General features: G+C 72.1%; 22 protein-coding genes. 11 read left to right on the forward strand and 11 right to left on the reverse strand.

The features are described 5' to 3' along the window. Window positions 1–268: 268 nt before the first annotated feature. Together ACFVWU_RS32180 and trxA are read left to right on the forward strand one after the other, a co-directional pair. Window positions 269–676, forward strand: coding sequence for a MerR family transcriptional regulator (locus ACFVWU_RS32180; protein WP_387627508.1), 408 nt, complete (start codon window positions 269–271; stop codon window positions 674–676). A gap of 3 nt (window positions 677–679) precedes the next feature. Then, window positions 680–1,012 (forward strand): thioredoxin, encoded by a 333-nt coding sequence (trxA, locus tag ACFVWU_RS32185; protein ID WP_387627461.1) that lies wholly within the window; start codon window positions 680–682, stop codon window positions 1,010–1,012. On the opposite strand, the gene ACFVWU_RS32190 is transcribed toward trxA, so the two are convergent. Together ACFVWU_RS32190 and ACFVWU_RS32195 are read right to left on the reverse strand one after the other, a co-directional pair. Continuing rightward, window positions 1,009–1,812 carry an SURF1 family protein gene (locus tag ACFVWU_RS32190; protein WP_387627463.1) on the reverse strand — a complete coding sequence of 268 codons (804 nt, stop codon included), beginning with the start codon at window positions 1,810–1,812 and terminating at the stop codon, window positions 1,009–1,011. The genes trxA and ACFVWU_RS32190 overlap by 4 nt on opposite strands. 31 nt (window positions 1,813–1,843) lie before the next feature. After that, a complete protein-coding gene (locus ACFVWU_RS32195; protein ID WP_387627465.1) occupies window positions 1,844–2,839 on the reverse strand; it encodes a DEDDh family exonuclease in 996 nt (331 codons plus the stop codon). 145 nt (window positions 2,840–2,984) lie between these two features. Here ACFVWU_RS32195 and ACFVWU_RS32200 point away from each other — a divergent pair, with 145 nt between their 5' ends. After that, window positions 2,985–4,028, forward strand: a complete 1,044-nt coding sequence (locus ACFVWU_RS32200) for a zinc-dependent alcohol dehydrogenase family protein (RefSeq protein WP_387627466.1) — start codon at window positions 2,985–2,987, stop codon at window positions 4,026–4,028. Window positions 4,029–4,139: 111 nt separating this feature from the next. Here the strand turns inward: ACFVWU_RS32200 and ACFVWU_RS32205 are convergent, their stop codons facing one another. Beyond that, window positions 4,140–7,349, reverse strand: a complete 3,210-nt coding sequence (locus ACFVWU_RS32205; protein ID WP_387627467.1) for a hypothetical protein — start codon at window positions 7,347–7,349, stop codon at window positions 4,140–4,142. Between the two features lie 374 nt (window positions 7,350–7,723). Here ACFVWU_RS32205 and ACFVWU_RS32210 point away from each other — a divergent pair, with 374 nt between their 5' ends. The 3 genes from ACFVWU_RS32210 (at window position 7,724) to moaA (ending at window position 10,764) form a co-directional block, all read left to right on the forward strand. Further along, the gene (locus tag ACFVWU_RS32210) at window positions 7,724–8,080 is read left to right on the forward strand and encodes a DUF485 domain-containing protein (RefSeq protein WP_387627469.1); all 357 of its coding nucleotides are present in this window, start codon (window positions 7,724–7,726) and stop codon (window positions 8,078–8,080) included. After that, window positions 8,077–9,696, forward strand: coding sequence for a cation acetate symporter (locus tag ACFVWU_RS32215; protein WP_387627470.1), 1,620 nt, complete (start codon window positions 8,077–8,079; stop codon window positions 9,694–9,696). The genes ACFVWU_RS32210 and ACFVWU_RS32215 overlap by 4 nt, the downstream gene beginning before the upstream one ends. Window positions 9,697–9,774: 78 nt before the next feature. Further along, the gene (gene moaA / locus ACFVWU_RS32220; protein WP_387627472.1) at window positions 9,775–10,764 is read left to right on the forward strand and encodes a GTP 3',8-cyclase MoaA; all 990 of its coding nucleotides are present in this window, start codon (window positions 9,775–9,777) and stop codon (window positions 10,762–10,764) included. Here the strand turns inward: moaA and ACFVWU_RS32225 are convergent. From ACFVWU_RS32225 to ACFVWU_RS32250, 6 genes are all read right to left on the reverse strand, one after another. Continuing rightward, window positions 10,761–11,003: a hypothetical protein gene (locus tag ACFVWU_RS32225; protein ID WP_387627474.1), complete on the reverse strand. Its 243-nt coding sequence runs from the start codon at window positions 11,001–11,003 to the stop codon at window positions 10,761–10,763. The two genes, moaA and ACFVWU_RS32225, sit on opposite strands and share 4 nt — an antisense overlap. A gap of 278 nt (window positions 11,004–11,281) precedes the next feature. Then, the gene (locus tag ACFVWU_RS32230) at window positions 11,282–11,665 is read right to left on the reverse strand and encodes a DUF3099 domain-containing protein (RefSeq protein WP_387627475.1); all 384 of its coding nucleotides are present in this window, start codon (window positions 11,663–11,665) and stop codon (window positions 11,282–11,284) included. Window positions 11,666–11,809: 144 nt separating this feature from the next. Then, a complete protein-coding gene (locus ACFVWU_RS32235) occupies window positions 11,810–12,358 on the reverse strand; it encodes an RNA 2'-phosphotransferase (RefSeq protein ID WP_387627509.1) in 549 nt (182 codons plus the stop codon). 32 nt (window positions 12,359–12,390) lie between these two features. Continuing rightward, window positions 12,391–13,788 (reverse strand): metallopeptidase TldD-related protein, encoded by a 1,398-nt coding sequence (locus ACFVWU_RS32240; protein ID WP_387627477.1) that lies wholly within the window; start codon window positions 13,786–13,788, stop codon window positions 12,391–12,393. Next, window positions 13,788–15,350, reverse strand: a complete 1,563-nt coding sequence (locus ACFVWU_RS32245) for a TldD/PmbA family protein (protein ID WP_387627478.1) — start codon at window positions 15,348–15,350, stop codon at window positions 13,788–13,790. The genes ACFVWU_RS32240 and ACFVWU_RS32245 overlap by 1 nt, the downstream gene beginning before the upstream one ends. A gap of 141 nt (window positions 15,351–15,491) precedes the next feature. Then, a complete protein-coding gene (locus ACFVWU_RS32250; protein ID WP_387627479.1) occupies window positions 15,492–16,634 on the reverse strand; it encodes an MBL fold metallo-hydrolase in 1,143 nt (380 codons plus the stop codon). 317 nt (window positions 16,635–16,951) lie between these two features. Between ACFVWU_RS32250 and fabG the strand changes: the two genes are divergently transcribed. Both fabG and fabI read left to right on the forward strand, forming a co-directional pair. Next, window positions 16,952–17,671 carry a 3-oxoacyl-[acyl-carrier-protein] reductase gene (gene fabG, locus ACFVWU_RS32255; RefSeq protein ID WP_387627481.1) on the forward strand — a complete coding sequence of 240 codons (720 nt, stop codon included), beginning with the start codon at window positions 16,952–16,954 and terminating at the stop codon, window positions 17,669–17,671. A gap of 2 nt (window positions 17,672–17,673) precedes the next feature. After that, window positions 17,674–18,441, forward strand: a complete 768-nt coding sequence (gene fabI / locus ACFVWU_RS32260; protein ID WP_387627482.1) for an enoyl-ACP reductase FabI — start codon at window positions 17,674–17,676, stop codon at window positions 18,439–18,441. Between the two features lie 66 nt (window positions 18,442–18,507). Here the strand turns inward: fabI and ACFVWU_RS32265 are convergent, their stop codons facing one another. Continuing rightward, on the reverse strand, window positions 18,508–19,182 hold the full coding sequence (locus ACFVWU_RS32265) for a FadR/GntR family transcriptional regulator (protein WP_387627484.1): 675 nt from the start codon (window positions 19,180–19,182) through the stop codon (window positions 18,508–18,510). 112 nt (window positions 19,183–19,294) lie between these two features. Here ACFVWU_RS32265 and ACFVWU_RS32270 point away from each other — a divergent pair, with 112 nt between their 5' ends. From ACFVWU_RS32270 to ACFVWU_RS32280, 3 genes are all read left to right on the forward strand, one after another. Then, entirely contained in the window at window positions 19,295–20,587 is a 1,293-nt protein-coding gene (locus ACFVWU_RS32270; RefSeq protein ID WP_387627485.1) for a CynX/NimT family MFS transporter, read from the forward strand. 95 nt (window positions 20,588–20,682) lie between these two features. Next, the gene (locus tag ACFVWU_RS32275; RefSeq protein WP_380615658.1) at window positions 20,683–20,805 is read left to right on the forward strand and encodes an SGM_5486 family transporter-associated protein; all 123 of its coding nucleotides are present in this window, start codon (window positions 20,683–20,685) and stop codon (window positions 20,803–20,805) included. A 150-nt stretch (window positions 20,806–20,955) separates the two neighbouring features. Next, entirely contained in the window at window positions 20,956–21,483 is a 528-nt protein-coding gene (locus tag ACFVWU_RS32280; RefSeq protein ID WP_387627487.1) for a SixA phosphatase family protein, read from the forward strand. 60 nt (window positions 21,484–21,543) lie between these two features. On the opposite strand, the gene serB is transcribed toward ACFVWU_RS32280, so the two are convergent. Further along, window positions 21,544–22,800 carry a phosphoserine phosphatase SerB gene (gene serB, locus ACFVWU_RS32285; RefSeq protein WP_387627489.1) on the reverse strand — a complete coding sequence of 419 codons (1,257 nt, stop codon included), beginning with the start codon at window positions 22,798–22,800 and terminating at the stop codon, window positions 21,544–21,546. Window positions 22,801–22,805: the final 5 nt, after the last annotated feature.

The following is a 22,805-nucleotide window of genomic DNA, read 5'->3' on the forward strand; positions in this document are numbered from 1 at the left end:
TTCGGTGGGGTGGGGCGTGGGGTGCGGTGGCAGTCTGAAAATCACCCGTCACGCCCCTCTCCGGGCCACCCCCTGCGCCGCCCCCTCCCGCAGCGCGTCCCTCTCGCCAGAGGGAGGGGAGGGGTGAGGGGTGGTGGGGGTGGGTGGGGTGGTGCGGGTGTGGGGGTGGTGCGGGCTGTTTTCTTGGGTGGTGGTCGGGCGCCGGCTGGCGTTGACGTCGGGGGCAAGGATTACGGTCGTTGCGGCTGTACGGGAGGAGTGGTTCGGCGTGCGGATCGGGGAGTTGGCGGAGCGGGCGGGGACGACCACGCGGGCGTTGCGGTACTACGAGCAGTTGGGGTTGTTGCCGGCTCGGCGGGCGGGCAACGGGTACCGGGCGTACGACGAGGGGGATCTGCGGCTGTTGCGGGAGATCCGGATGCTGCAGGACTTCGGGTTCGGGTTGGAGGAGACCCGGCCGTTCGTGGAGTGTCTGCGGGCGGGGCACCCGGAGGGCGACTCGTGTCCAGATTCGCTGGAGGTGTACCGGCGGAAGCTGGCCGAGTTGGACGACTGCATCGCGAGGTTGCGGGACGTCCGGCAGCAGGTGGCCGGGCAGTTCGAGCGGGCGGTGCGGGCGCGGGACGAGCTCGCGGTTTCCGGGCAGCCGCCACGGTGTGAACTGACGAAGGAGTAGGCGATGGTGGAGATCGCGGGTGTGCCGGCGGTGACGGACGAGACGTTCGCCTCGGAGGTGCTGGCGGCGGAGGGGCCGGTGCTGGTGGACTTCACGGCGGACTGGTGCCCGCCGTGCCGGATGATGGCGCCGGTGCTGGCGGACGTCGCGCGGGAGGAGGCGCACCGGCTGCGGGTGGTGAGTGTCGATGTGGACAGGAATCCCCGTACACAGGCGGCGTACGGGGTGCTGTCGATGCCGACGCTGATGGTGTTCCGGGGTGGGCAGCCGGTGCGGTCGGTGGTGGGGGCGCGGGCGAAGGCGCGGTTGTTGCGGGAGTTGGAGGACGTGCTCTAGGCCGGGAGGGCGTCGAGGGGGACCTCGGGTTCGGCCGCCTGCTTGGCGCGGTCCTTGGCCTCGCGGCGGATGAGGATCCAGACGCCGACCGGGATCATCGCGGTGAACAGCCACCACTGGATGGCGTAGGCCATGTGCGGGCCGATGTCGGAGTGGTCGGGCTCGGGGATCAGCTCGGGCTGGTCGGCCGGGGCCGGGGTGGTACCGGTGAGTTCGAGGTAGCCGCCGAGCAGGGTGGTGCCGGTCTCCTTGGACTGCTGCTCGGTGTTGATCAGGTTGAACTGGCGGGCGGGCAGGCCGGCCCGGTCCTTGACGAAACCGCCGCTGCTGCCGGCGGTCTCGTCGGAGCGCAGGCGGCCGGTGAGGGTGACCTCGCCGGTGGGGGCGGCCGGGACGGGCGGGTACTCGGTGGCGCCGTCGCCGGAGGCGACCCAGCCGCGGTTGACCAGGACGGTGCCCTTGCCGTCGGAGAGCTTCAGCGGGGTGACGACGAAGTAGCCGATGGTCCCGTTGGAGTCGGTCCGCTTGCGGACCACGAACTCGTGCGCCGGGTCGTACTGCCCGGTGGCCGTCACCGCGCGCCAGGTGAGGTCCGTGGGCACCGCGGCGCCGGGGGTCGGCGACAGGGTGTCGAAGGGCTCGGGCGAGGCGGTGAGGGCCTTGCCGATCAGCTCGTTCCGGGCCACCCGCGCCTCGTGGCGGTGCAGCTGCCAGAAGCCCAGCTTGATCGTCGCGGGGATCAGCAGCAGCGCGATCAGCATGGTGATCAGCCACTGCCGGGTCAGCAGAAAACGGTACACATGGGAACCGTACGCCGACCTCACAACCGGCTCACGCACCGGGGTGCGGGGCGACCTCGCGCAGCAGCTGGAGGTAGGCGTCCTCGCTGACCACCGGGGTGCCGACCTCGCGGGCCTTGCGGGCCTTGCCGCTCCAGCTGCTCGGCTCGTTGGTGACCAGCAGGCTGGTGAGCCGGCTCACCGAGGTGGCGATGTGCAGGCCGGCCTCGACGGTGCGGTCCTCCAGCACCTCGCGGTCGGTGGCGGTGTCGCCGGTGAAGGCCACCCGCATGCCCTGGACCAGGGGCTTGCCGTCCTCCCAGCGCCCCGGGTTGGGGTGCGGGCAGGGCGGGCGCTTCTTGGCCTGGCGGTACTGGGAGCCGGTCCAGTTGGCGCGACCGGGGGTGGCGGGCTCGTCCTCGCCGAGGTCGGTGACCGCGACGCAGGTCTGCAGCGGCAGTGCGAGGCCGGAGCTGCGGGCCAGGTGCAGGCTGGGGCGGAAGGCCTCGGCGAGCACCCGGGCGTCGTCCAGGGCGTTGTGGGCGTGGCGCTGCTGGACGCCGAAGTGGGCGGCGAGCGAGGAGAGCTTGCCGTTGGGCAGGGGCAGGCGCAGGTCGCGGGAGAGGACCATGGTGCACAGCCGCTGCTCGACCGGGGCGCGGCGGCCGGCCCGGGAGAACTCGCGGGAGATCATGTTCCAGTCGAAGAGCGCGTTGTGGGCGACCAGGACCCGGTTCTCCAGGCGGGTGGCGAACTCGTCGGCGATCTCGGGGAAGGTCGGGGCGCCGGAGAGCAGCTCGGCGGTGAGGCCGTGGATCCACACCGGGCCCGGGTCCCGCTCGGGGTTGACCAGGGTGTACCAGTGGTCGGTGACCTCACCGTCCGGGTCCAGCTGGTAGACGCCCGCCGAGATGACGCGGTCGGAGCGGCCGAGACCGGTGGTCTCGACGTCGACGACCGCGAAGCCCTCGGCGGGGGCGGCGGAGCGCTGGGCGGGGACCGGGGCGGTCCGCGGCGCGCCGTACGTCTCGGGCTGGATCGGTTGCATGGTCCAACAGGATAAGGGGCGCGGTGGTCGACGCCGGTCGGAATGTTGTGACCGGGGAGCCGGAATAGAGTGGTCGGCGGGGGTGTCGTACACCTGGTCGAGATCGTTTCCGGCCCGCGGGCCGGGCTTGTGTGAGGAAGAACGCATGCGCGCCACCGTGATCCACGGACCCAACGACATCCGGATCGAGGAGGTACCGGACCCGGTGATCCAGCACCCGACGGACGTCGTGGTCCGGGTGCTGAACGCCTGCATCTGCGGCAGCGACCTGTGGGCCTACCGCGGGGTGGCGGAGCGGGTGGCCGGGCAGCGGATCGGGCACGAGTTCCTGGGCGTGGTCGAGGAGGTCGGCACCGAGGTCCGCGGCTTCGGCAAGGGCGATCTCGTGGTGGCGCCCTTCGTCTGGTCGGACGGGGTCTGTGAGTTCTGTCGGGAGGGGCTGCAGACCTCCTGCCCGCACGGGGGGTTCTGGGGGCAGGTCGGTTCGGACGGCGGCCAGGGCGAGGCGGTGCGGGTGCCGTTCGCGGACGGGACGCTGGTGAAGCTGCCGAAGGAGGCGGCGGGCGACGAGAAGCTACTGCCGGGGCTGCTGGCGCTGTCCGATGTGATGTCCACCGGGCACCACGCGGCGGTCTCGGCGCGGGTGCGTCCGGGGGCGACGGTCGCGGTGGTCGGTGACGGCGCGGTGGGCCTGTGTGGCGTGCTGGCGGCGCACCGGCTGGGCGCGGGCCGGATCATCGCACTGGGCCGCCACCCCGCCCGGACCGAGCTGGCCCGCCGCTTCGGGGCGACCGACGTGGTGGCCGAGCGCGGTGACGCCGCCGTCGAGGCCGTGAAGGAGCTGACCGGCGGCCTGGGCGCGCACGCCGTGCTGGAGGCGGTCGGCACCGAGGAGTCGATGCGGACGGCGATCTCGATCGCCCGCGACGGCGGCGCGGTCGGCTACGTGGGCGTGCCGCACGGCGGCAGCGCGGGCGTCGACATCGGCCAGATGTTCGGCCGAAACGTTTCGCTGAACGGCGGTGTCGCGCCGGCCCGCGCGTACATCCCCGAGCTGCTGCCGGACGTGCTCTCCGGGGCCATCGAGCCCGGGCTCGTGTTCGACCGCACGGTCGACCTGGACGGCGTGCCGGACGGCTACCGGGCGATGGACGACCGCTCGGCGCTGAAGGTCCGGATCGCGTTCTGACGCGTTGACGCGCCGGTGCGTTGACGCGCTGATCTCACGGCACTGGCCTGTGCCGCCCCCTTGACGGGGTGCGGCACAGGCCAGTGTTCGTTGGTGCTCGGGTTACCGGGGTCAGACGTAGTAGCCGAAGACGTCGGCGATGAGGTGGGTGGTGTTCCAGGAGCCGTTGAAGAGGTTGACCGTGCCGTCGGGTCCGAGGGGGACGACGACGAGGTTGGGGGTGGTGACGCCGCTGGTGGTCCAGTTGAGGTTGCTGGAGGTGGGCTGCGGGGAGCCGCCGGCCCAGGCGGTGAGGTGTCCGCCGCCGTCGGTCTCGGTCGCGGTCACGTTGAGGACGACGGCCTTGGCGCCCTGCGGGACGCCGGAGCGTCCGGCGACCTGGAGGCTGACGGTGCTACGGCCGGGGACCTTGTCGCTGGTGGGCTGGCCGATGGCGGAGCGGGTGTCGAGCAGCCGGTCCGGGCTGACAGGGGAGAAGGTGGAGCCGCTGGTGTCGCCGGTGTAGTAGCCGAAGACGTCGGCGATGAGGTGGGTGGTGTTCCAGGAGCCGTTGAAGAGGTTGACCGTGCCGTCGGGTCCGAGGGGGACGACGACGAGGTTGGGGGTGGTGACGCCGCTGGTGGTCCAGTTGAGGTTGCTGGAGGTGGGCTGCGGGGAGCCGCCGGCCCAGGCGGTGAGGTGTCCGCCGCCGTCGGTCTCGGTCGCGGTCACGTTGAGGACGACGGCCTTGGCGCCCTGCGGGACGCCGGAGCGTCCGGCGACCTGGAGGCTGACGGTGCTACGGCCGGGGACCTTGTCGGTGGTGGGCTGGCCGATGGCGGAGCGGGTGTCGAGCAGCCGGTCCGGGCTGACGGCGGTGTACGTCGAGCCGGAGAGGCTGTCGGTGTAGTAGCCGAAGACGTCGGCGATCAGGTGGGTGGGGCTCCAGGAGCCGTTGAAGAGGTTGACCTTGCCGTCGGGGCCGAGGGGGACGACGACGAGGTTGGGGGTGGTGACGCCGGGTGCGGTCCAGTTGAGGTTGCTGGAGGTGGGCTGCGGGGAGCCGTCGGCCCAGGCGGTGAGGTGTCCGCCGCCGTCGGTCTCGGTCGCGGTCACGTTGAGGACGACGGCCTTGGCGCCCAGCGGGACGCCGGAGCGTCCGGCGACCTGGAGGCTGACGGTGCTACGGCCGGGGACCTTGTCGGTGGTCGGCTGGCCGATGGCGGAGCGGGTGTCGAGCAGCCGGTCCGGGCTCACCGAGGTGAAGGTGGTGCCCTGCGCGGGGGCGGTGACGGAGATCAGGTGGATGTTGCTGAGCTGGTCGGTGTACACCAGGCCGCTGCCGAAGCGGTCGACGCTCCACGGGCCCCAGAGACCGTCACCGCGGAGGTTGGTCTTGATGTTGCTCGTGACCGGGGTGCCGGTGTGGAAGTCCACCACCTGGCTGTAGCTGTTGGTGTCGGTGTAGAGCAGGAACCCGTCACCCATGGCGGCGGCGCCCGACGCCACGTCGATGGCGGTGCCGGTGGCCGGACGGAGGACGCCGGCGAGCCGCTGGGTGCCGCAGTTCCAGTACAGCCAGCCACGGGAGGACTTGAGGTTGGTGACCTGGCAGGCCTTGCCGATCTGGAGGGTCCGGGACTGCTGGGTCGCCAGGTCGAGGGCGGTGATCTCACCCGGGTTGGCACCGGGAGAGTAGAGCGTTCCCGCGTCGACCGTGGCCACGTAGCTGCTCGTCGCGGCAACCTGGGTGCCGGGCGTCGGCGCGTCGAGGTCGAGCACGACCTGGCCGGGGTGCTGGTAGGTCGACGTGTTGACCAGGACGTAGCGGCCGCTGGCCTCCGTGAGGTCCGCCGCGGGCAGGCCCTGGGGCAGGGGGACGGCCTTGGCGTTCCGGCCCTGGCGAACGATCAGGCCGGTGCCGCGGGTGCCGGGATGGATGATCCGGCCGTCGCCGGTCCCCACCATGGTGTTGCACCGGTTGGAGCCCGCCATGCAGAGCTGGGACGGGTCCGGGTACAGGTCGGTGCCGATGGAGGTGCGCGCCCCGACGGCGGGCGCGGCGCCGAGGGTGACCTGGCGCTGAGCGAAGCCCTGATCGACGGTGCTACCGCTCTCGGCGGTGGTGAGCACGTTCTCCGACAGGGACTCGGTGACGATGGTGTAGGCGTCCGGCTCGACCCGGTAGCCGGTGGTGGCGACCGAGGCCGGGGCACCGCCGACGCCGGTGACTCGGCGGACCCGCCAGTCGGAGGAGTTCTCGCCGCCCTCGATCACGACGCTGCCGTCCGGGGCCTGGACCATGGTTGTCGAGGCGTGCGACAGCAGCGTCACCGTGGCCCCGCCCGAGGTGAGCAGGCTTGCCTTGAGCTCCTTCTGGCCCGGGGTCGGGGAGTTGGTCCCGCCATCCGGGTGAGCGACGCTCAGCAGCCAGTCGCCGGTGAGGCCGAGAGCATCCGGCTTGTTGGTGGCGCCGAAGGGCACCATCGTCTCGGCGGCCGAGAGATCGGCGCGCGAGAGAACGTGGGCGTTGCAGTCGTTCGCGATCCACGCGATCCGGTCGGTGCCGACCGCGCTCGCGCCCGGGCACCAGGAGACGGCCGGGTCCGTGGCATGCTCCGGCGGGGAGACCCGCAGGGCGCCGGTGTGGGTGTCGGCGAGCGCGATGCGGAACTGGCCTGCAGCGTCGTTGAAGCCGAAGGCGGCCTCCTTGGCATCACCGCCGAGGAAGCGGATCCGCCCGGGGGCGCCCGCGGCGTCGGGCCAGCCGGTGACCGGGACGGAGACGGTGGCGCCCGAGGCGTCCGCTCGCCGGAAGGTCAGGCCGCTGATCTTCAGCGACGAGCTTCCGGGGGACTCCGGCACGAGGGTCTGAGTGAGCAGGACGTCCCCGTACACGCCTGCGGGGGAGTCCGTGCGCGGCGAGTTCACCGTGGCAGTGGTGCCGGCGGCGGAGTCCTGGAGGACCCAGTCCAGACTGTCCGTCCTCGGAACGGACTTGATGATGAGGTCGCTGCTCGTGCCGTGCCAGGTGACCGTATTGAAGTCGTACGCGCTGGAGAATTCGCTGACGTACGTGGTGACGCCGGTGTCGTACCTGGTCCAGGCATAGCGGTTGTCGCGCGTACTGTGCAGGAAGCCCTGGGCGCCCGCGCCGAGCAGTTCCTCGGTCCGCGGCTGGGGCAACGGCTGCCCCGGGACGACGAGTTCGGGCAGGAAGGCCGGGTCGGCGGCGGGCGCGGCCGGCGCGGCGGACGCCGCGGGAAGCGGGCCGGCGAGCGCGAGGGCGGATGCCAGGAGCGGCAGCACGAACAGCCGCGCCGGACGGGATCTGCGGTTCACAGTGATGGATGTCCCCCTGAAACGGCGAGGCCCGGCTCGTTCGAAAGCGTCCGAAAACTGACGGTTCGACGGCTGTTGGATGGGCGCGCTCGCAAAGTGTGACGTCATGAAGATCGCATGAGTGGCAGGAGGCTACCACCACGAATCCTTCGCTATCGAGCGGGTTGTGAAGATCCGGCACGGGCCGTCCGAACGGTTTCTTTTCGGTCAAATGGATAGTGCGAGGGGGTGAACGACTGACTCATCGATGTGAACCCCTTTCGGGGCGGGCGCGACGCTCCTAGCATTGCGCGGCGCGCACGAGACATGTGACGCCCCTCACGTTCGTTCATTCCCCTCGTGTGACCGCTACGCCGAAGGAGTGAGGAGAGAGAGTGGATTCGCCGCCGATCACCACTACCGCCACGGAAGTCCAACTCATCGACGACAGCGAGGAGTTCCGTACCCTCCGGCGCTCGTTCCGGAGCTTCGCCTTCCCGGTCACCATCGGCTTCGTGCTCTGGTACCTGCTCTACGTCCTGCTCTCCTGCTACGCACCCGGACTGATGGGCACCAAGGTCGTCGGGCACATCAACGTGGCCCTGGTGCTCGGGCTGCTGCAGTTCGCCACCACCTTCGCCATCGCCGCCTGGTACGCCCGCTACGCGGACCGGCGGATCGACCCGCCTGCCGCCGCGATCCGCGAGGCCCACGGTGCCGTCGTCCACGCTCCCCGGGAGTCCGCCGAATGATCGTGCTCGCCAGCTCCGCCACGGAGCACCGCGGCCTGACGATGGCCCTGTTCGGGCTCTTCGTGGTGGCCACCCTGGTCATCACCGTCTGGGCCGGGCGGCAGAACCGCAGCGCCGCCGACTTCTACGCCGGCGGCCGCGGCTTCACCGGCTTCCAGAACGGCCTGGCGATCTCCGGCGACTACATGTCCGCCGCGTCCTTCCTGGGCATCGCCGGCACCATCGCCCTGGCCGGGTACGACGGCTTCCTCTACTCGATCGGCTTCCTGGTCGCCTGGCTGGTCGCGCTGTTGCTGATCGCCGAGCCGCTGCGCAACTCCGGCCGCTTCACCATGGCGGACGTGCTCGCCTTCCGGATGCGCCAGCGCCCGGTGCGCACCGCGGCCGGGGTGTCCACCATCGTGGTGTCGATCTTCTACCTGCTGGCCCAGATGGTCGGCGCCGGGGCGCTGGTGGCCCTGCTGCTGGGGGTCACCGGGGAGGGGGCCAAGCGCTGGACCATCCTCGCGGTGGGCGCACTGATGATCATCTACGTGGTGATAGGGGGCATGAAGGGCACCACCTGGGTGCAGATCGTCAAGGCGGTGCTGCTGATCGTCGGCGCGGCGCTGATGACCGTCCTGGTGCTCGCCAAGTACCACTTCAACCCCTCGGAGCTGCTCGGCGCGGCCGCCTCCGCGAGCGGCAAGGGATCGGCGTTCCTCGAACCCGGGCTGAAGTACGGGGCCAGCAACACCTCCAAGCTCGACTTCATCAGCCTGGGGGTCGCGTTGGTGCTCGGCACCGCCGGTCTGCCGCACATCCTGGTCCGCTTCTACACCGTCCCCACCGCCAAGGCTGCCCGCAAATCGGTGCTCTGGGCGATCGGCATCATCGGCGTCTTCTACCTGATGACCCTGGCGCTCGGCTTCGGTGCGGCGGCCCTGGTCGGCCGCAGCGGCATGGTGGCCGTCGAGGGCAAGACGCCGTCCGGGAACACCGCGGCGCCGCTGCTCGCCGAGCAGCTCGGCGGTGGGTCCGGCACCACCGGCGGCGCGATCATGCTCGCGGTGATCTCGGCGGTCGCCTTCGCCACCATCCTCGCCGTGGTGGCCGGGCTCACCCTCGCCTCCTCGGCCTCCTTCGCCCATGACCTGTACGCCAACGTGATCCGGCGCGGGAAGGCGAGCGAGAAGGAGGAGGTGCGATCGGCGAAGTGGGCCGCGGTGGTGATCGGCGCGATCGCCGTCGTGCTCAGCCTCTACGCGGGCAAGCTCAGCACCGCCGCCCTGGTGGCGCTGGCCTTCGCGGTGGCCGCCTCGGCGAACCTGCCGACCCTGCTCTACTCGCTCTACTGGAAGCGCTTCACCACCGTCGGCGCGGTCAGCTCGGTCTACGCCGGGCTGATCTCCTCGGTGGTGCTGGTGGTCTTCTCCCCGGTCCTGTCCGGGGGCAAGAGCTCGCTCTTCCAGGGCGTCGACTTCCACTGGTTCCCGCTGGAGAACCCCGGCCTGGTCTCCATCCCGATCGGCTTCCTGGCCGGCTGGCTCGGCACCCTGCTGTCCAAGGAGCGTCCCGACCCGGCGAAGTACGCTGAACTGGAGGTCCGCTCACTGACCGGGCTGGGCGCCCACTGATCGTCCCGCGATGACTATGCTGGCCCGGCCCCCGCCGCGACGGTGGCCGGGCCGGCCGCATTTCGGGAAGGGACGCACGTGCTGCTCGACACCTTCGGACGACAGGCCGTCGACCTGCGGGTCTCCCTGACCGACAGGTGCAACCTCCGCTGCACCTACTGCATGCCGGAGGAAGGCCTGCAGTGGCTGGCCAAGCCCGACCTGCTGAGCGACGAGGAGATCGTCCGGCTGGTCGCCCTGGCCGTCCGGGACCTGGGTGTGCGCGAGGTCCGCTTCACCGGCGGCGAGCCGCTGCTGCGCCCCGGACTGGTCGCCATCGTGGCCGCCTGCTCGGAGCTGGAGCCGCGCCCCGAGCTGTCCCTGACCACCAACGGCATCGGACTGGCCCGCACCGCGACCGCGCTGCGCGAGGCCGGGCTCGACCGGGTCAACGTCTCGCTGGACACCCTCGACCCCGAGGTGTTCCACACGCTCACCCGCCGCCGGCGCCACCAGGACGTGCTGGACGGGTTGGCCGCGGCCGAGGCGGCCGGGCTGACCCCGGTGAAGCTGAACGCGGTGCTGATGCGCGGGGTCAACGACCATGAGGCGGCCGACCTGCTGGCCTGGTGCCTGGAGCGGGGCTACGAGTTGCGCTTCATCGAGCAGATGCCGCTGGACGCCCAACACGGCTGGGACCGCTCGTCGATGGTCACCGCGGCGGAGATCCTGGACCTGCTGAGCGCCCGCTTCACGCTCTCCCCGGAGCCGTCCGCGGGCCGGGGCGCGGCGCCCGCCGAGCGCTGGGTGGTGGACGGCGGCGCGGGCCGGGTCGGCGTGATCGCCTCGGTCACCCGGCCGTTCTGCCGGGCCTGCGACCGGACCCGGCTGACCGCCGACGGGCAGGTGCGCAACTGCCTGTTCGCGACCGGGGAGACCGACCTGCGCACCGCGCTGCGCTCGGGCGCGGACGACGCGGAGCTGGCCGCGCTGTGGCGGGCGGCGATGTGGGGCAAGAAGGCCGGGGCCGGGATCGACGACCCGGAGTTCCACCAGCCCGAGCGGCCGATGTCGGCGATCGGGGGCTAGGCCGACTGCTCGGTCCCGGGCCCCTCGGGAGTCCCGGGGTAGTCGGCGAAGGCGACGACCTCCTTGAGGAAGCCGCGCACGCCCAGGAACTGGGACAGGTGCTCGCGGTGCTCCTCGCAGGCCAGCCAGGTCTTGCGGCGGTCCGGGGTGTGCAGCTTGGGGTTGTTCCACACCAGCACCCAGTGGGCGTCCGCCCGGCAGCCCTTCGCGGAGCAGATCGGCGTCTGCGGGGTGTCCATCGGGGCCGTCCTCGGTGCTCGGCGGGTTGATCGTCGCCGCCAGTCTTTCACGGGCCCCCGGCGATCGGACCGGGCCCGTCCGGATCCGGACATGGCGACGCCGGGCAGCCACGGGGGGAGCCGCCCGGCGTCGGTCCGTCGCTCCGACGGGGGATGCGGAGCGCGTACGCAGTATGTCACGCCGAGACCCCCGGATGGGGAGGTCTTGCATGATTAATCTGAGCTTCTTTTGAGCTTTCCTCGAGGCGATTCCGCTTCAACCACCGCGAAGCGGACGGTCAGTCCGTGCCCTGTGAAGCTTCGGTGCCAGCGGGCTTTGCCTGTCCTGTACCAGCCGGCGCACCAGCCCCACCCGTACCACCGGGGCCGAGCATCAGCGGGGTGTCGTGCGGGATGTCGAAGGTGCTCGGCAGGCCCGGTGCGCGCTCCCGGCCCGCGTTGGCGATCAGCACCGCGAAGTACGGCAGCAGCACGCCGCCCGCCAGCGCGGCGATCGCCAGCCACCGCTGGACGTCCCACAGCACCACCGCGAGCAGCACGCAGAGCGTGCGGATCAGCATCGAGATGACGTAGCGGCGCTGACGCCCCCGGACGTCCTCGGACAGGCTGCTGCGAGCCCCCGTGATCCGGAAGACCTGCCCGCCGTCGGCGCTCTTGCCCATGTGTCTACCGCCCTCGTCCACGCACCCGCGCGCCGTGCCGCGCGGCCTCCTCACGGTACGCCCGGAGGCCGGGGACGACGAGACCGGGTGGGCGGGGCCCACCCGGTCGGGCGTGATAGGGGAGCCGTCCGGCGGCAGGAGCGGCTAGGAGCGGCGGGAGAGGTACTGCGGGGGGACGGCGTCGGTGAGCCAGACGCCGTTCTCGCTGAGCCGGAACTCGTGGCCGGCCGCCGCCATCGCGGCCGCGTTCACGGTCAGCACCACCGGGCGGCCGTGCCGGGCGCCGACCCGGGTCGCGGTCTCGGTGTCCGCCGACAGGTGCACGTCCTGGCGGGCCATCGGGCGCAGGCCCTCGCGGAAGATCGACGCCAGGTGGCGGTCGGCGGTGCCGTGGTACAGCACGTGGGGCGGCACGGTGGCGGTCAGGCCGAGGTCGACCGCCACCGTGTGGCCCTGGTTGGCGCGGATCGAGAGACCGTCCGGCGAGTAGCCGAAGCGGCGCTTGTTGTTGGTGACCACCACGTGGTCGAGCTCGGCCCGGGTGACCGGCCTGCCCTTCGCCGCGAGCGCGGCGAGCAGCACGTCGATCCCGACCCAGCCGGACCCGTCCAGCGTGATCCCCACCAGCTCCGGCTCGTGCCGCAGGATGCGCGACAGCATCTTGCTCGTTCTGACCAGCCGCTTCTCGTCCATCATGTCTCTCGTATCCCCCCGTTGGTCAGTGGCTAAGAGGCCTGGCTGACCGAACTCATGTTGAAGTCCGCGACACGCACGGGTGGCATCGCGGTGCGGGTGAAGTAGTCGCTCCACTCGCGCGGCAGGCAGCGTTCGGTGCGGCCCACCTCGGTGATCCGGCCGAGCAGGTCGACCGGGGACTCGTTGAACCGGAAGTTGTTGACCGCGGCGACCACCTCGCCGTTCTCCACCAGGTACACGCCGTCCCGGGTGAGGCCGGTGAGCAGCAGCGTCGCCGGGTCCACCTCGCGGATGTACCAGAGGCAGGTGAGCAGCAGGCCGCGCTCGGTGCGGGCGATCATCTCGTCCAGGGTCGGCGCGGACTCCTGGTCGGCCGTCTCCAGCACCAGGTTGTCGATCGCCGGGCGCAGCGGCAGGCCGGTGAGGCCGGCCGCGTGGCGGCTGGTGATCAGCTCGGTCAGCACGCCCTCGCGGATCCAGTCGGTGGCGGTGATCGGCTCGCCGTTGTCGAAGACCGAGACGTCGCCGCCGCTGCTGTGCGCCAGCACGAACGGGACGGCCTCCAGGCCCTCCTCGCGCGGGTCGGAGCGCAGCGTCAGCGGCAGGCCGGCGAGCTTGTCGCCGATCCGGGTGCCGCCGCCGGGCTTGGAGAAGACCGTCCGGCCCTCGTGGGCGTCCCGGCCGCCGGAGGACCAGTTGAGGTACACCATCAGGTCGGCGACGGCCGAGGGCGGCAGCAGCGTCTCGTACCGCCCGGCCGGCAGGTCGACCTTGCGGGCGCCCCAGCCGAGGCGCCTGGTCAGCTCGGTGTGCAGGGCCTCGACGTCGATGTCGGCGAAGTCCCGGGTGGCGGCGCCGATCCAGGCCGAGCCGGACAGGTCGGCGGTCTTGGCGTTGATCTCGACCATGCCGGTGGGCTGGTCGTGGCGCAGCCGCAGGCCGGTGGAGCTGCCCAGGTAGCTGGTGGTGATCTCGTGCCGGGCGAAGCCGTACAGCAGCTCGCCCTGCGCGGCGGCGCGGGCGAAGGCTTCGCCGAGGGCCGGGCCGAAGGCGTCGAACACCTCGATGGAGGTCTCCGCGGGCGGCTGGGTGAAGTGCGGGGAGGGCGGCTGGTCGGCGACCAGCGGCTGGGCGTCCTCGGCCGGGCCGGCCGCGAGGGCGGCGTCCTCGGCGGCCCGGACCAGGCCCTCGACGTCCTCGGTGGTGACGGCCTCGCGGGAGACCACGCCGGAGGCGGTGCCCTCGGCGCCGGCCACGGTGGCGATCACGGTGAGGCGGCGGCCGCGGGTGACCCCGTTGGTGGTCAGCGCGTTGCCGGCCCAGCGCAGGTTGGCGGTGGACTCCTCGTCGGCGATCACCACGCAGCCGTCGGCGCGGGAGAGGCCGAGTGCCAGCTCGACGAGTTCGTGGGGCTGCATCGCGGTCATCAGTGACCCGCCTCCTGCTGGGTGTTGAGCACGTTGACGTTGCGGAACAGCGCCGACGGGCAGCCGTGGCTGACCGCCGCGACCTGGCCGGGCTGCGCCTTGCCGCAGTTGAAGGCGCCACCGAGGACGTACGTCTGCGGGCCGCCGACCGCCGCCATCGAGCCCCAGAAGTCGGTGGTGGTGGCCTGGTAGGCGAAGTCCTTGACCTGGCCCGCGAGTTCGCCGTTCTTGATGGCGTAGGCACGCTGGCCGGTGAACTGGAAGTTGTAGCGCTGCATGTCGATCGACCAGGAGCGGTCGCCGACGATGTACAGGCCGTTCTCCACCCCGGCGAACAGGCCCGCGGTGTCCGGGCCGTCGGCGGCGGGCTGGAGCGAGACGTTGGCCATCCGCTGCACCGGGACGTGCGCCGGGGAGTCCGCGAAGGAGCAGCCGTTGGAGCGCTCGAAGCCCTTCAACTTGGCCATGCCGCGGTCGAGTTGGTAGCCGACCAGGACGCCGTCCTTGATCAGGTCCCAGGACTGGGTGGCCACGCCCTCGTCGTCGTAGCCGATGGTGGACAGGCCGTGCTCGGCGGTGCGGTCGCCGGTGACGTGCATCAGCCCGGAGCCGTACTCGAGCGTGCCGAGCTGGTCGAAGGTGGCGAAGGAGGTGCCGGCGTAGGCGGCCTCGTAGCCGAGCGCGCGGTCCAGCTCGGTGGCGTGGCCGATCGACTCGTGGATCGTCAGCCAGAGGTTGGACGGGTCGATGACCAGGTCGTAGCGGCCCGCCCGGACGCTCGGGGCCTTCATCTTCTCGGCCAGCAGGACGGGCAGTTCGGCGATCTCCGCGTCCCAGTCCCACCCGGTGCCGGTGACGTGCTCGTAGCCGCGGCCGACCGGCGGGGCCAGGGTGCGCATCGAGTCGAAGGCGCCGGTGCGCTCGTCGACCGAGGTGGCCTCCAGGTCGGAGTGGAGCCGGATCCGCTGCTGGGTCGTCATGGTGCCCGCGGTGTCCGCGTAGAACTTGTTCTCCTGGACGGTCAGCAGGGCCGCCTGGACGTGCGAGACGCCCTCGGCGGCCAGCAGCCGGGAGCTGCGCTCGGCGAGCAGGGCGGTCTTCTCGGCGTCCGGCACCTCGAAGGGGTTGACCTCGTACGCGGAGACCCAGGTGACGTCCCGGTGGACGGGCTCGTCGGCCAGCTCGACCCGCTCGGCGGAGCCGGCCGCCCGGCTGATCCCGCCGGACAGGCGGGCCACCGCGACGGCCTGGGCGGCGACCTTCGCCGCGGCGGCGGGGGTCAGGTCCACCCCGGCGGCGAAGCCCCAGGCGCCGTCCAGCAGGACGCGGACGGCGAAGCCGAGCTGCACGCTGTCGGAGGTGCCGGACGGGCGGGCGTCGCGCAGCCGCCAGGAGGCGCTGCGGACCCGCTCCAGGCGGAAGTCGGCGTGGCTCGCGCCGAGTTCACGGGCCCGGGTGAGGGCGGCGTCGGCCAGGGTGCGCAGCGGGAGGGCGAGGAACAGCGGATCGACGGCGCGCCCGGTCGGGGCGCCGGCGCTGACGGCCGGAGGGATCGGAGGCAATCGGGCTCCCAGGTCGCGGAGGGTGACGGTGTGGGTGCCCACAGGGGCGCCCGCACCGAATCATTTCCCGTCCACCGGGTTTCCGGCCAGCCCATTTCGACCCGTGCGCCGCGGTTTCGGCCGACGTCTCCTACCGGGCCGTCAGGAGACGGACTCCCACCAGCCGTCCAGCTCCGGCGGGTTGTCCACGTCGACCCGCTCGCCGGGGCGCGGCACGGCCAGCGGGACGGCCTGGGCCTTGGCCTCCTTGAGCAGTCGCTCGATCGGTTCGGCCCACGGGTGCAGGCCCAGGTTGAAGGTGCACCAGTGGACCGGCACCAGCAGCCCGGCGTTGAGGTCGCGGTGGGCGAGGACGGCGTCCTCGGGGGTCATGTGGATGTCCGCCCAGGCCGCGTCGTAGGCGCCGATCTGCACCAGCGCGGCGTCGAAGGGGCCGTGCTGTTCCCCGATCCGGCCGTAGCCCTCGAAGTAGCCGGAGTCGCCGGTGTAGAAGACCTTGCGGGTGGGGCCGGCGATCACCCAGGAGCCCCACAGGGTGGTGTTGCGGGTCAGGCCGCGGCCGGAGAAGTGGTGCGCGGAGGTGAGGGTGACCACCAGCTCGCCCAGGGTGCAGGTCTCGTCCCAGTCCAGCTCGATGATCCGGTGCTCCGGGACGCCCCAGCGGCGCAGGTGGCCGCCGATGCCGAGCGGCACGGCGAAGGGCGCGGACTGGCTGCGCACCAGGCGCTTGACGGTGGCCATGTCGAGGTGGTCGTAGTGGTCGTGCGAGATCAGCACGGCGTCGACCGGCGGCAGCTCCTCCAGCTCGACCGGCACCGGGTGCAGCCGCTTGGGGCCGACGTGCGCGGAGGGGGAGCAGCGGTCGCTCCAGATCGGGTCGAGCAGCACGCGGGAGCCCTCGATCTCCACCAGCGCGGAGGCGTGCCCGTACCAGGTGATCTCCACGCCCTCGGCGGCCGGGCCGGTCGCGGCGGGGCGGACGGTGGGCACCGGGTGGGCGGGGACGCGGCCGGTGCGCTCGAACACCATCCGGCGGACGGTGGCGGGGTCGACGCCGGGGGCGCCGGCCGTGCGGGCGAGGGTCGAGGGCGCGTTGTGGAAGACGCCGTCGCGGTACTGCGGGGAGTTGCGCACCCGCTCCTCGCGCTCGCCGTCCGGGCGCCGCCCGAACGCCGCCGGCAGGTCGCGCAGCGACCAGGCGGTGGCGCCCAGGCCCGCCGCCAGGGCGGTCAGGGCCAGCAGTCGTCCGCGTCGGTGGGTGCTCCCGGGCCGTGCCTTGGTCATGCGCCCTGCCTTCGTTCGTTCCTCGCCGGGACTGTTCGGGGAAGGGTACGGGGTCCCGGTCGGTCCACACCACGGGGGCAACGGGTGCGCCCGTCCGTGTTGTTCCCGCACAGTCGCCCCGATCGCGGCGGCGCCCCGGCCTGCGGGGCGTCGGCGGGAGGTGCCGGGTGCCGGGGGTGCGGATTGTCGGATTGCGACAGTTCCTTTGGTGCGGCGCTGTGGGAGCCCGATGCGCCGACACCGCCGGGCGCCCGATAGCGTCACACTGCGTACGCATTCCGACGTACGTGCTCACACAGGGAGAGAGAGGTGGATCGTTGAGCCGCTCGGTTCTCGTCACCGGAGGAAACCGGGGCATCGGCCTCGCGATCGCCCAGGCCTTCGCCGAAGCGGGCGACAAGGTGGCCATCACCAGCCGTTCGGGTGAGGTGCCCGAGGCTCTGGTGAAGTACGACGTCCTTGCGGTGCGCTGCGACATCACGGACGCCGCGCAGGTCGACGCCGCCTTCACCGAGATCGAGCAGAAGCACGGCGCGGTCGAGGTGCTCGTCGCCAACGCGGGCATCACCCACGACACCCTGCTGCTGCGGATGTCCGAGGAGGACTTCACCTCCGTCCTGGACACCAACCTGACCGGCACCTTCCGCGTGGTCAAGCGCGCCTCGAAGCTGATGATGCGCGCGAAGAAGGGCCGCGTGGTGCTGATCTCCTCCGTGGTGGGCCTGTCCGGCTCGCCGGGCCAGGCCAACTACGCCGCCTCCAAGGCCGGCCTGGTCGGCTTCGCCCGGTCGCTGGCGCGCGAGCTCGGCCCGCGCAACATCACCGTCAACGTGGTGGCCCCCGGCTTCGTGGACACCGACATGACCGCCGTGCTCACCGACGAGCGCCGCGCGGAGATCGTCTCGGGCGTGCCGCTGGGCCGCTACGCGGCGCCCGCCGAGGTCGCCTCCACCGTGCGGTTCCTCGGGTCGGACGAGGCCGCGTACATCACCGGAGCCGTCATTCCCGTCGACGGCGGATTGGGCATGGGTCACTGATCATGAGTGGAATCCTCGAAGGCAAGCGGATCCTGATCACCGGCGTGCTGACGGAGGCGTCCATCGCCTTCCACACCGCCAAGCTCGCGCAGGAGCAGGGCGCGGAGATCATCCTCACCGCCTTCCCGCGCCCGAGCCTGACCGAGCGGGTCGCCAAGAAGCTGCCGCACCCGGTCAAGGTGCTGTCGCTGGACGTCTCCAGCCCGGAGGACCTGGCGGGCATCGCCGACCAGGTCCGCGAGACCCTGCCGACCCTGGACGGCATCGTCCACTCGATCGGCTTCGCGCCGCAGGACGCGCTGGGCGGCAACTTCCTGGACACCCCGTGGGAGTCCGTGGCCACCGCGATGAACGTCTCGGCGTACTCGCTGAAGTCGCTCACCATGGCGCTGCTGCCGCTGATGCAGGACGGCGGCTCGGTGGTCGGCCTGACCTTCGACGCCCAGGTCGCCTGGCCGCACTACGACTGGATGGGCCCGGCCAAGGCCGCCCTGGAGGCCACCAGCCGCTACCTGGCGCGCTACCTGGGCGAGCGGGACATCCGCAGCAACCTGGTCTCGGCCGGTCCGCTCGGCTCGATGGCCGCCAAGTCCATCCCGGGCTTCACCGACCTGGCCGACGCCTGGAACCACCGCTCCCCGCTGAAGTGGGACCTGAGCGACCCGGAGCCGGCCGCCCGCGCCATCGTCGCGCTGCTGTCGGACTGGTTCCCGAAGACCACCGGCGAGATCATCCACGTCGACGGCGGTCTGCACGCCATCGGCGCCTGATCCGCTGAAACCGCCGCTGCCCGGCACCCCCGTGGAGGGGGTGCCGGGCAGCGGCGTTGCCGTTTCTCACGCCTCGGCGGTGGCGCAGGCCCCGATGGCGCGGCCGGCCTCGACCGAGGCGCGCTGGGCGTCGCCGGCCCGGATGGCGTCCAGGATGGTGTCGTGGCCGATGTAGCGCTCGGCGATCAGCTCGGGGCCGACGTCGTTGCGCAGGTGCGCGCGGGTGACCTCGCCGAGATCGGCGTAGACGGCGAGCAGCACGTCGTTGTGGGCGGCGGCGACCACGGCCTGGTGGAAGGCGGCGTCGGCCTGGACAAAGTCCTCGGCGTCGCCGGAGTGCCAGGCGGCCTCGCGGCGGCCGAGCGCGGCGTCCAGCAGGTCGAGGTCGCGCGCGGTGCGGCGGACGGCGGCCAGGCCCGCCGCGGAGGTCTCCAGTGCCACCCGCAGCTCGGCGACCTGCGCCTGGTCGGCGTCGGCGAAGCGGCGGTGCATCACCCCGGCCAGCTCGCTGGTGGCCAGCACGTAGGTGCCGGAGCCCTGCCGGATGTCGAGCAGCCCGTTGTGGGCGAGGGCGCGGACGGCCTCGCGGACGGTGTTGCGGGCCACCCCCAGCTGTTCGACCAGCGCGGCCTCGGTGGGGATGCGCGAGCCGACGGGCCACTCCCCGGAGGTGATCTGGGCGCGCAGCTGCGCGATCACCTGGTCGGACAGCGGGGTGCGCCTCGGCGATGACAGCGCCACGGGGACTCCTTGCGGCTACGGGGTGGGTGGGCCTGGGGGAAGTGGCCGGTGGATGAACGATCGGCACATCATGTCAATTCCAAGGTGCATCAATTCATCCCATCATTCTATGATGACCTGCATGCCTCCCGCAGCAGACACCACCACCTCCCCACGAACCGAGGCCGGGCCGCAGACCGAGCGGCCCGCCGCCCCCGCCAAGTACCTCGGCTGGCTGTTCGCCGTCGCGATCGCCGCCGCCGCCTTCAACCTGCGCCCGGTGGTCACCAGCCTCGGGCCGCTGCTCGACCAGGTCCGCACCGGTCTCGGGATGAACCCGACGCTCGCCGGGCTGCTCACCGCCGTCCCGTCGCTGTGCTTCGGGCTGTTCGGCTTCGCGGCGCCCATGGCGGCCCGCCGGGTCGGGCCGATCGCGGTGATCACGGCCGGGATGGGCGCGATCACGGCGGGCGTGCTGGCGCGCTCCTTCGCCGGCGGCACCGCGGTGTTCCTGCTGCTCACCGCGCTCGCCCTGGCCGGTGTGGCGGTCTCCAACGTGCTGCTGCCGGTGGTGATCAAGCGGTACTTCCCCGAGAAGGTCGGGCCGATGATCGGCCTGTACTCCATGGCGCTGTCCGCCGGCACCGCACTGGCCGCCGCCGTCACCGTGCCGCTGACCAGCGCACTGGGCGGCGACTGGCGCCACGGCCTGGGCGTCTGGGCCGCCCTGGGCGCGCTCGCCCTGGTGCTCTGGCTGCCGGTGTTGATCACCAAGCGCGAGCGCGGCGAGCACGCCGGCGGCGCCGCGGCCCCCGCCAAGCTGCCGATCACCCGCAGCCGGACGGCCTGGGCGTTGGCCTGCTTCTTCGGCCTCCAGGCCACCGGCGCGTACGTGGTGATGGGCTGGCTGCCGAAGATCTTCCAGGACTCCGGCGTCGACAAGGGCACCTCCGGGGTGCTGCTCGCGGTCACCATGGTGATCGGCGTGCCGGTCTCCTTCGTGCTGCCCAACCTGGCGGCCCGGCGCGGCGACCAGCGGCCGTTCGTGGTGGTGCTGGCCTCCTGCGGCATCGCCGGGTACGCCGGCCTGGCGCTCGCCCCGGCCGGAGCGCCGTGGGTCTGGGCGGTCCTGGTGGGCCTGTCCAACTGCGCCTTCCCGCTGGTGCTGACCATGATCGGGCTGCGCGCCCGGACCGCGGGCGGGGTGGCACAGCTGTCCGCCTTCGCCCAGGGCGTCGGCTACCTGATCTCCATCCCGGGGCCGATCCTGATCGGCCGGATCTACCAGGTCACCGGTGAGTGGTACTGGCCGCTGGGCTTCCTGGCGCTGCTGCTGGTGCCGCAGATGCTGTTCGGCCTGCGCGCCGCCCGGGCCCGGCACATCGAGGACGAGGCGTTCCACCCGGCGGCGAAGGTCAAGGCCTGACGTGAAGGTCAAGGCCTGACACCGAAGGTCAAGGCCTGGCCAAAGCGGTGGGGCCGGGGACCGGCGGGCGTGTTCGGGGTGGGAGAATTCCGGACATGCCCGTTCTCGACCCGAACCCCACCGACGGCCGCAAGCAGCTCGGCCGTATCGCCTTCGCCTTCGCCGGCATCGTGGTGCTGGTGGCGATCATCGCCACCGTCGCCGCCCAGATGGGCTGAACCACCGCCCGTACCACCGCCGTACTCCCGGTACCCCTTCGTTCCGGGAAGGTGGCCCGGCGAACGGGGCATGACGGCACCCGCCCCCCGGGAGCGGAGGCAACGGGAGCGTCGCGCCCCCGGGCGGCTTTTCTGCCAAGCTTGCTGGGTATGAGCGCCGAAACGCCCCGCAGGATCATCGTTCTCCGCCATGCCAAGGCCGACTGGCCGAACGGTGTGGACGACCACGAGCGGCCGCTGGCCGACCGGGGCCGCCACCAGGCCCCGGACGCAGGCCGCTGGATGGCCGATTCCGGGATCAATCCCGAATTCGTGGTCTGCTCCACCGCTCTGCGCACCCGCGAGACGTGGAAGCTGGCCGCGCACGAGCTGCCCAAGCGGGCCCGCAAGACCGTCTACGAGGAGCGGATCTACGAGGCCAGCCCGGGCGAGATCATCGCCGTGCTCCAGGAGACCCCGGAGGAGTACGCGGACGTGGTGCTGGTCGGCCACAACCCCGGGGTGCTGGGCCTGACCCAGGTGCTGGCCGGGGACGCGGGCGACCGGGACGCGCTGGAGCGGCTGCGCATGGGCGGGTTCCCGACGGCTGCGATCGCGGTGCTCAGCTTCTCCGGCTCCTGGAAGGGCGTCGAGCCGGGCGTGGCCAAGCTGGTCTCGTACCACACGCCGCAGGACTAGGAACGCACGCGAGGGGCGCGCGGTTCGGATCCACACGCCCCTCGTTCACATCCGCGGGCCTCACTCGGTCGGGGTGCCGTCGTGCACGTCGGCCGCCTCGACCTCCTCGCGGGTGATGCCCAGCAGGTAGAGCACGGTGTCCAGGAACGGCACGTTCACCGCGGTGTCGGCGGCCTCGCGCACCACCGGCTTGGCGTTGAACGCCACCCCGAGCCCGGCCGCGTTCAGCATGTCCAGGTCGTTGGCGCCGTCGCCGATCGCCACCGTCTGCTCCAGCGGCACCTTCGCCTGCTCGGCGAAGCGGGCCAGCCAGCGGGCCTTCCCGGCCCGGTCCACGATCTCGCCGACCACCCGGCCGGTGAACTTCCCGTCCACCACCTCCAGGGTGTTGGCGGCCGCGAAGTCCAGCCCCAGCAGCTCCACCAGGTGGTCGGTGACCTGGGTGAACCCGCCGGAGACCACCGCGACCTGGAAGCCCAGCCGCTGCAGGGTACGGATCAGGGTGCGTGCGCCCGGGGTGAGCCGGACCTCCGCGCGGACCTTGTCCGTCACCGAGGCGTCCAGCCCCGCCAGCAGCGCCACCCGGGCGCGCAGCGACTCGGCGAAGTCCAGCTCGCCGCGCATCGCCGCCGCCGTCACCTCGGCGACCTGCTCCTCGCAGCCCGCGTGGGCGGCGAACAGTTCGATCACCTCGTCCTGGATGAGCGTGGAGTCCACGTCCATCACCACCAGGCGCTTGGCCCGGCGCTCCAGCCCGGCCGCCACCACCGCGACGTCCACCCGCTGGGTGGCCGCCTCCTGGGCCAGCTCGGCCCGCAGCTCCTCGGTGGCCACACCCGAGACGGCCAGCTCGACCGCCGTCACCGGGTACTTCGCGAGGCGGAAGACACGGTCGATGTTGCCGCCGGCCGCGGTGATCCGGGAGGTCAGCGCGGCGACGGCGGAGGCGGTCAGCGGGTTGCCGAGCACCGTCACGTGCGAACGGCCCTCGCGGCGCGGCCGGTTGTCGCCGATGCCGGAGAGGATCTCGGCCTGGAGCTTCTGCTCGTCCGCCCAGCGGTGCACGGTGGCCCGCAGGCCTCCCTCCGCGCCCGGCGCGGAGGGAGGGGTGACCAGGGCGCACAGCGTGATGCGGCCACGGGTGACGACCTGCTCGATGTCGATCACGTCGACGCCGAAGCCGGCCAGGGTGGCGAAGAGGCCGGCGGTGATGCCGGGGCGGTCCTTGCCGAACACCTTGACGAGCAGGGTGCGCTCGTCCGCGGTCCGGGGCTGGGCGGCGGGGAGGGGCTCAGCGGCCAAGGGCGATGCGTTCATGGTGA

The organism is Kitasatospora sp. NPDC058190 (assembly GCF_042883685.1).
In the GTDB taxonomy this organism is placed as follows: Bacteria; Actinomycetota; Actinomycetes; order Streptomycetales; family Streptomycetaceae; genus Kitasatospora.

What these genes read in the sequence shown, in the direction of transcription:
- trxA (WP_387627461.1), top strand. Translation starts at nt 680, where the DNA reads ATGGTGGAGATCGCGGGTGTGCCGGCGGTGACGGACGAGACGTTCGCC.
- ACFVWU_RS32240 (WP_387627477.1), bottom strand. Translation starts at nt 13,788, where the DNA reads ATGACCGCGATGCAGCCCCACGAACTCGTCGAGCTGGCACTCGGCCTC.
- serB (WP_387627489.1), bottom strand. Translation starts at nt 22,800, where the DNA reads ATGAACGCATCGCCCTTGGCCGCTGAGCCCCTCCCCGCCGCCCAGCCC.
- ACFVWU_RS32235 (WP_387627509.1), bottom strand. Translation starts at nt 12,358, where the DNA reads ATGGACGAGAAGCGGCTGGTCAGAACGAGCAAGATGCTGTCGCGCATC.
- ACFVWU_RS32215 (WP_387627470.1), top strand. Translation starts at nt 8,077, where the DNA reads ATGATCGTGCTCGCCAGCTCCGCCACGGAGCACCGCGGCCTGACGATG.
- ACFVWU_RS32280 (WP_387627487.1), top strand. Translation starts at nt 20,956, where the DNA reads ATGAGCGCCGAAACGCCCCGCAGGATCATCGTTCTCCGCCATGCCAAG.
- ACFVWU_RS32200 (WP_387627466.1), top strand. Translation starts at nt 2,985, where the DNA reads ATGCGCGCCACCGTGATCCACGGACCCAACGACATCCGGATCGAGGAG.
- ACFVWU_RS32230 (WP_387627475.1), bottom strand. Translation starts at nt 11,665, where the DNA reads ATGGGCAAGAGCGCCGACGGCGGGCAGGTCTTCCGGATCACGGGGGCT.
- ACFVWU_RS32250 (WP_387627479.1), bottom strand. Translation starts at nt 16,634, where the DNA reads ATGACCAAGGCACGGCCCGGGAGCACCCACCGACGCGGACGACTGCTG.
- ACFVWU_RS32195 (WP_387627465.1), bottom strand. Translation starts at nt 2,839, where the DNA reads ATGCAACCGATCCAGCCCGAGACGTACGGCGCGCCGCGGACCGCCCCG.
- ACFVWU_RS32225 (WP_387627474.1), bottom strand. Translation starts at nt 11,003, where the DNA reads ATGGACACCCCGCAGACGCCGATCTGCTCCGCGAAGGGCTGCCGGGCG.
- fabI (WP_387627482.1), top strand. Translation starts at nt 17,674, where the DNA reads ATGAGTGGAATCCTCGAAGGCAAGCGGATCCTGATCACCGGCGTGCTG.
- ACFVWU_RS32275 (WP_380615658.1), top strand. Translation starts at nt 20,683, where the DNA reads ATGCCCGTTCTCGACCCGAACCCCACCGACGGCCGCAAGCAGCTCGGC.
- ACFVWU_RS32270 (WP_387627485.1), top strand. Translation starts at nt 19,295, where the DNA reads ATGACCTGCATGCCTCCCGCAGCAGACACCACCACCTCCCCACGAACC.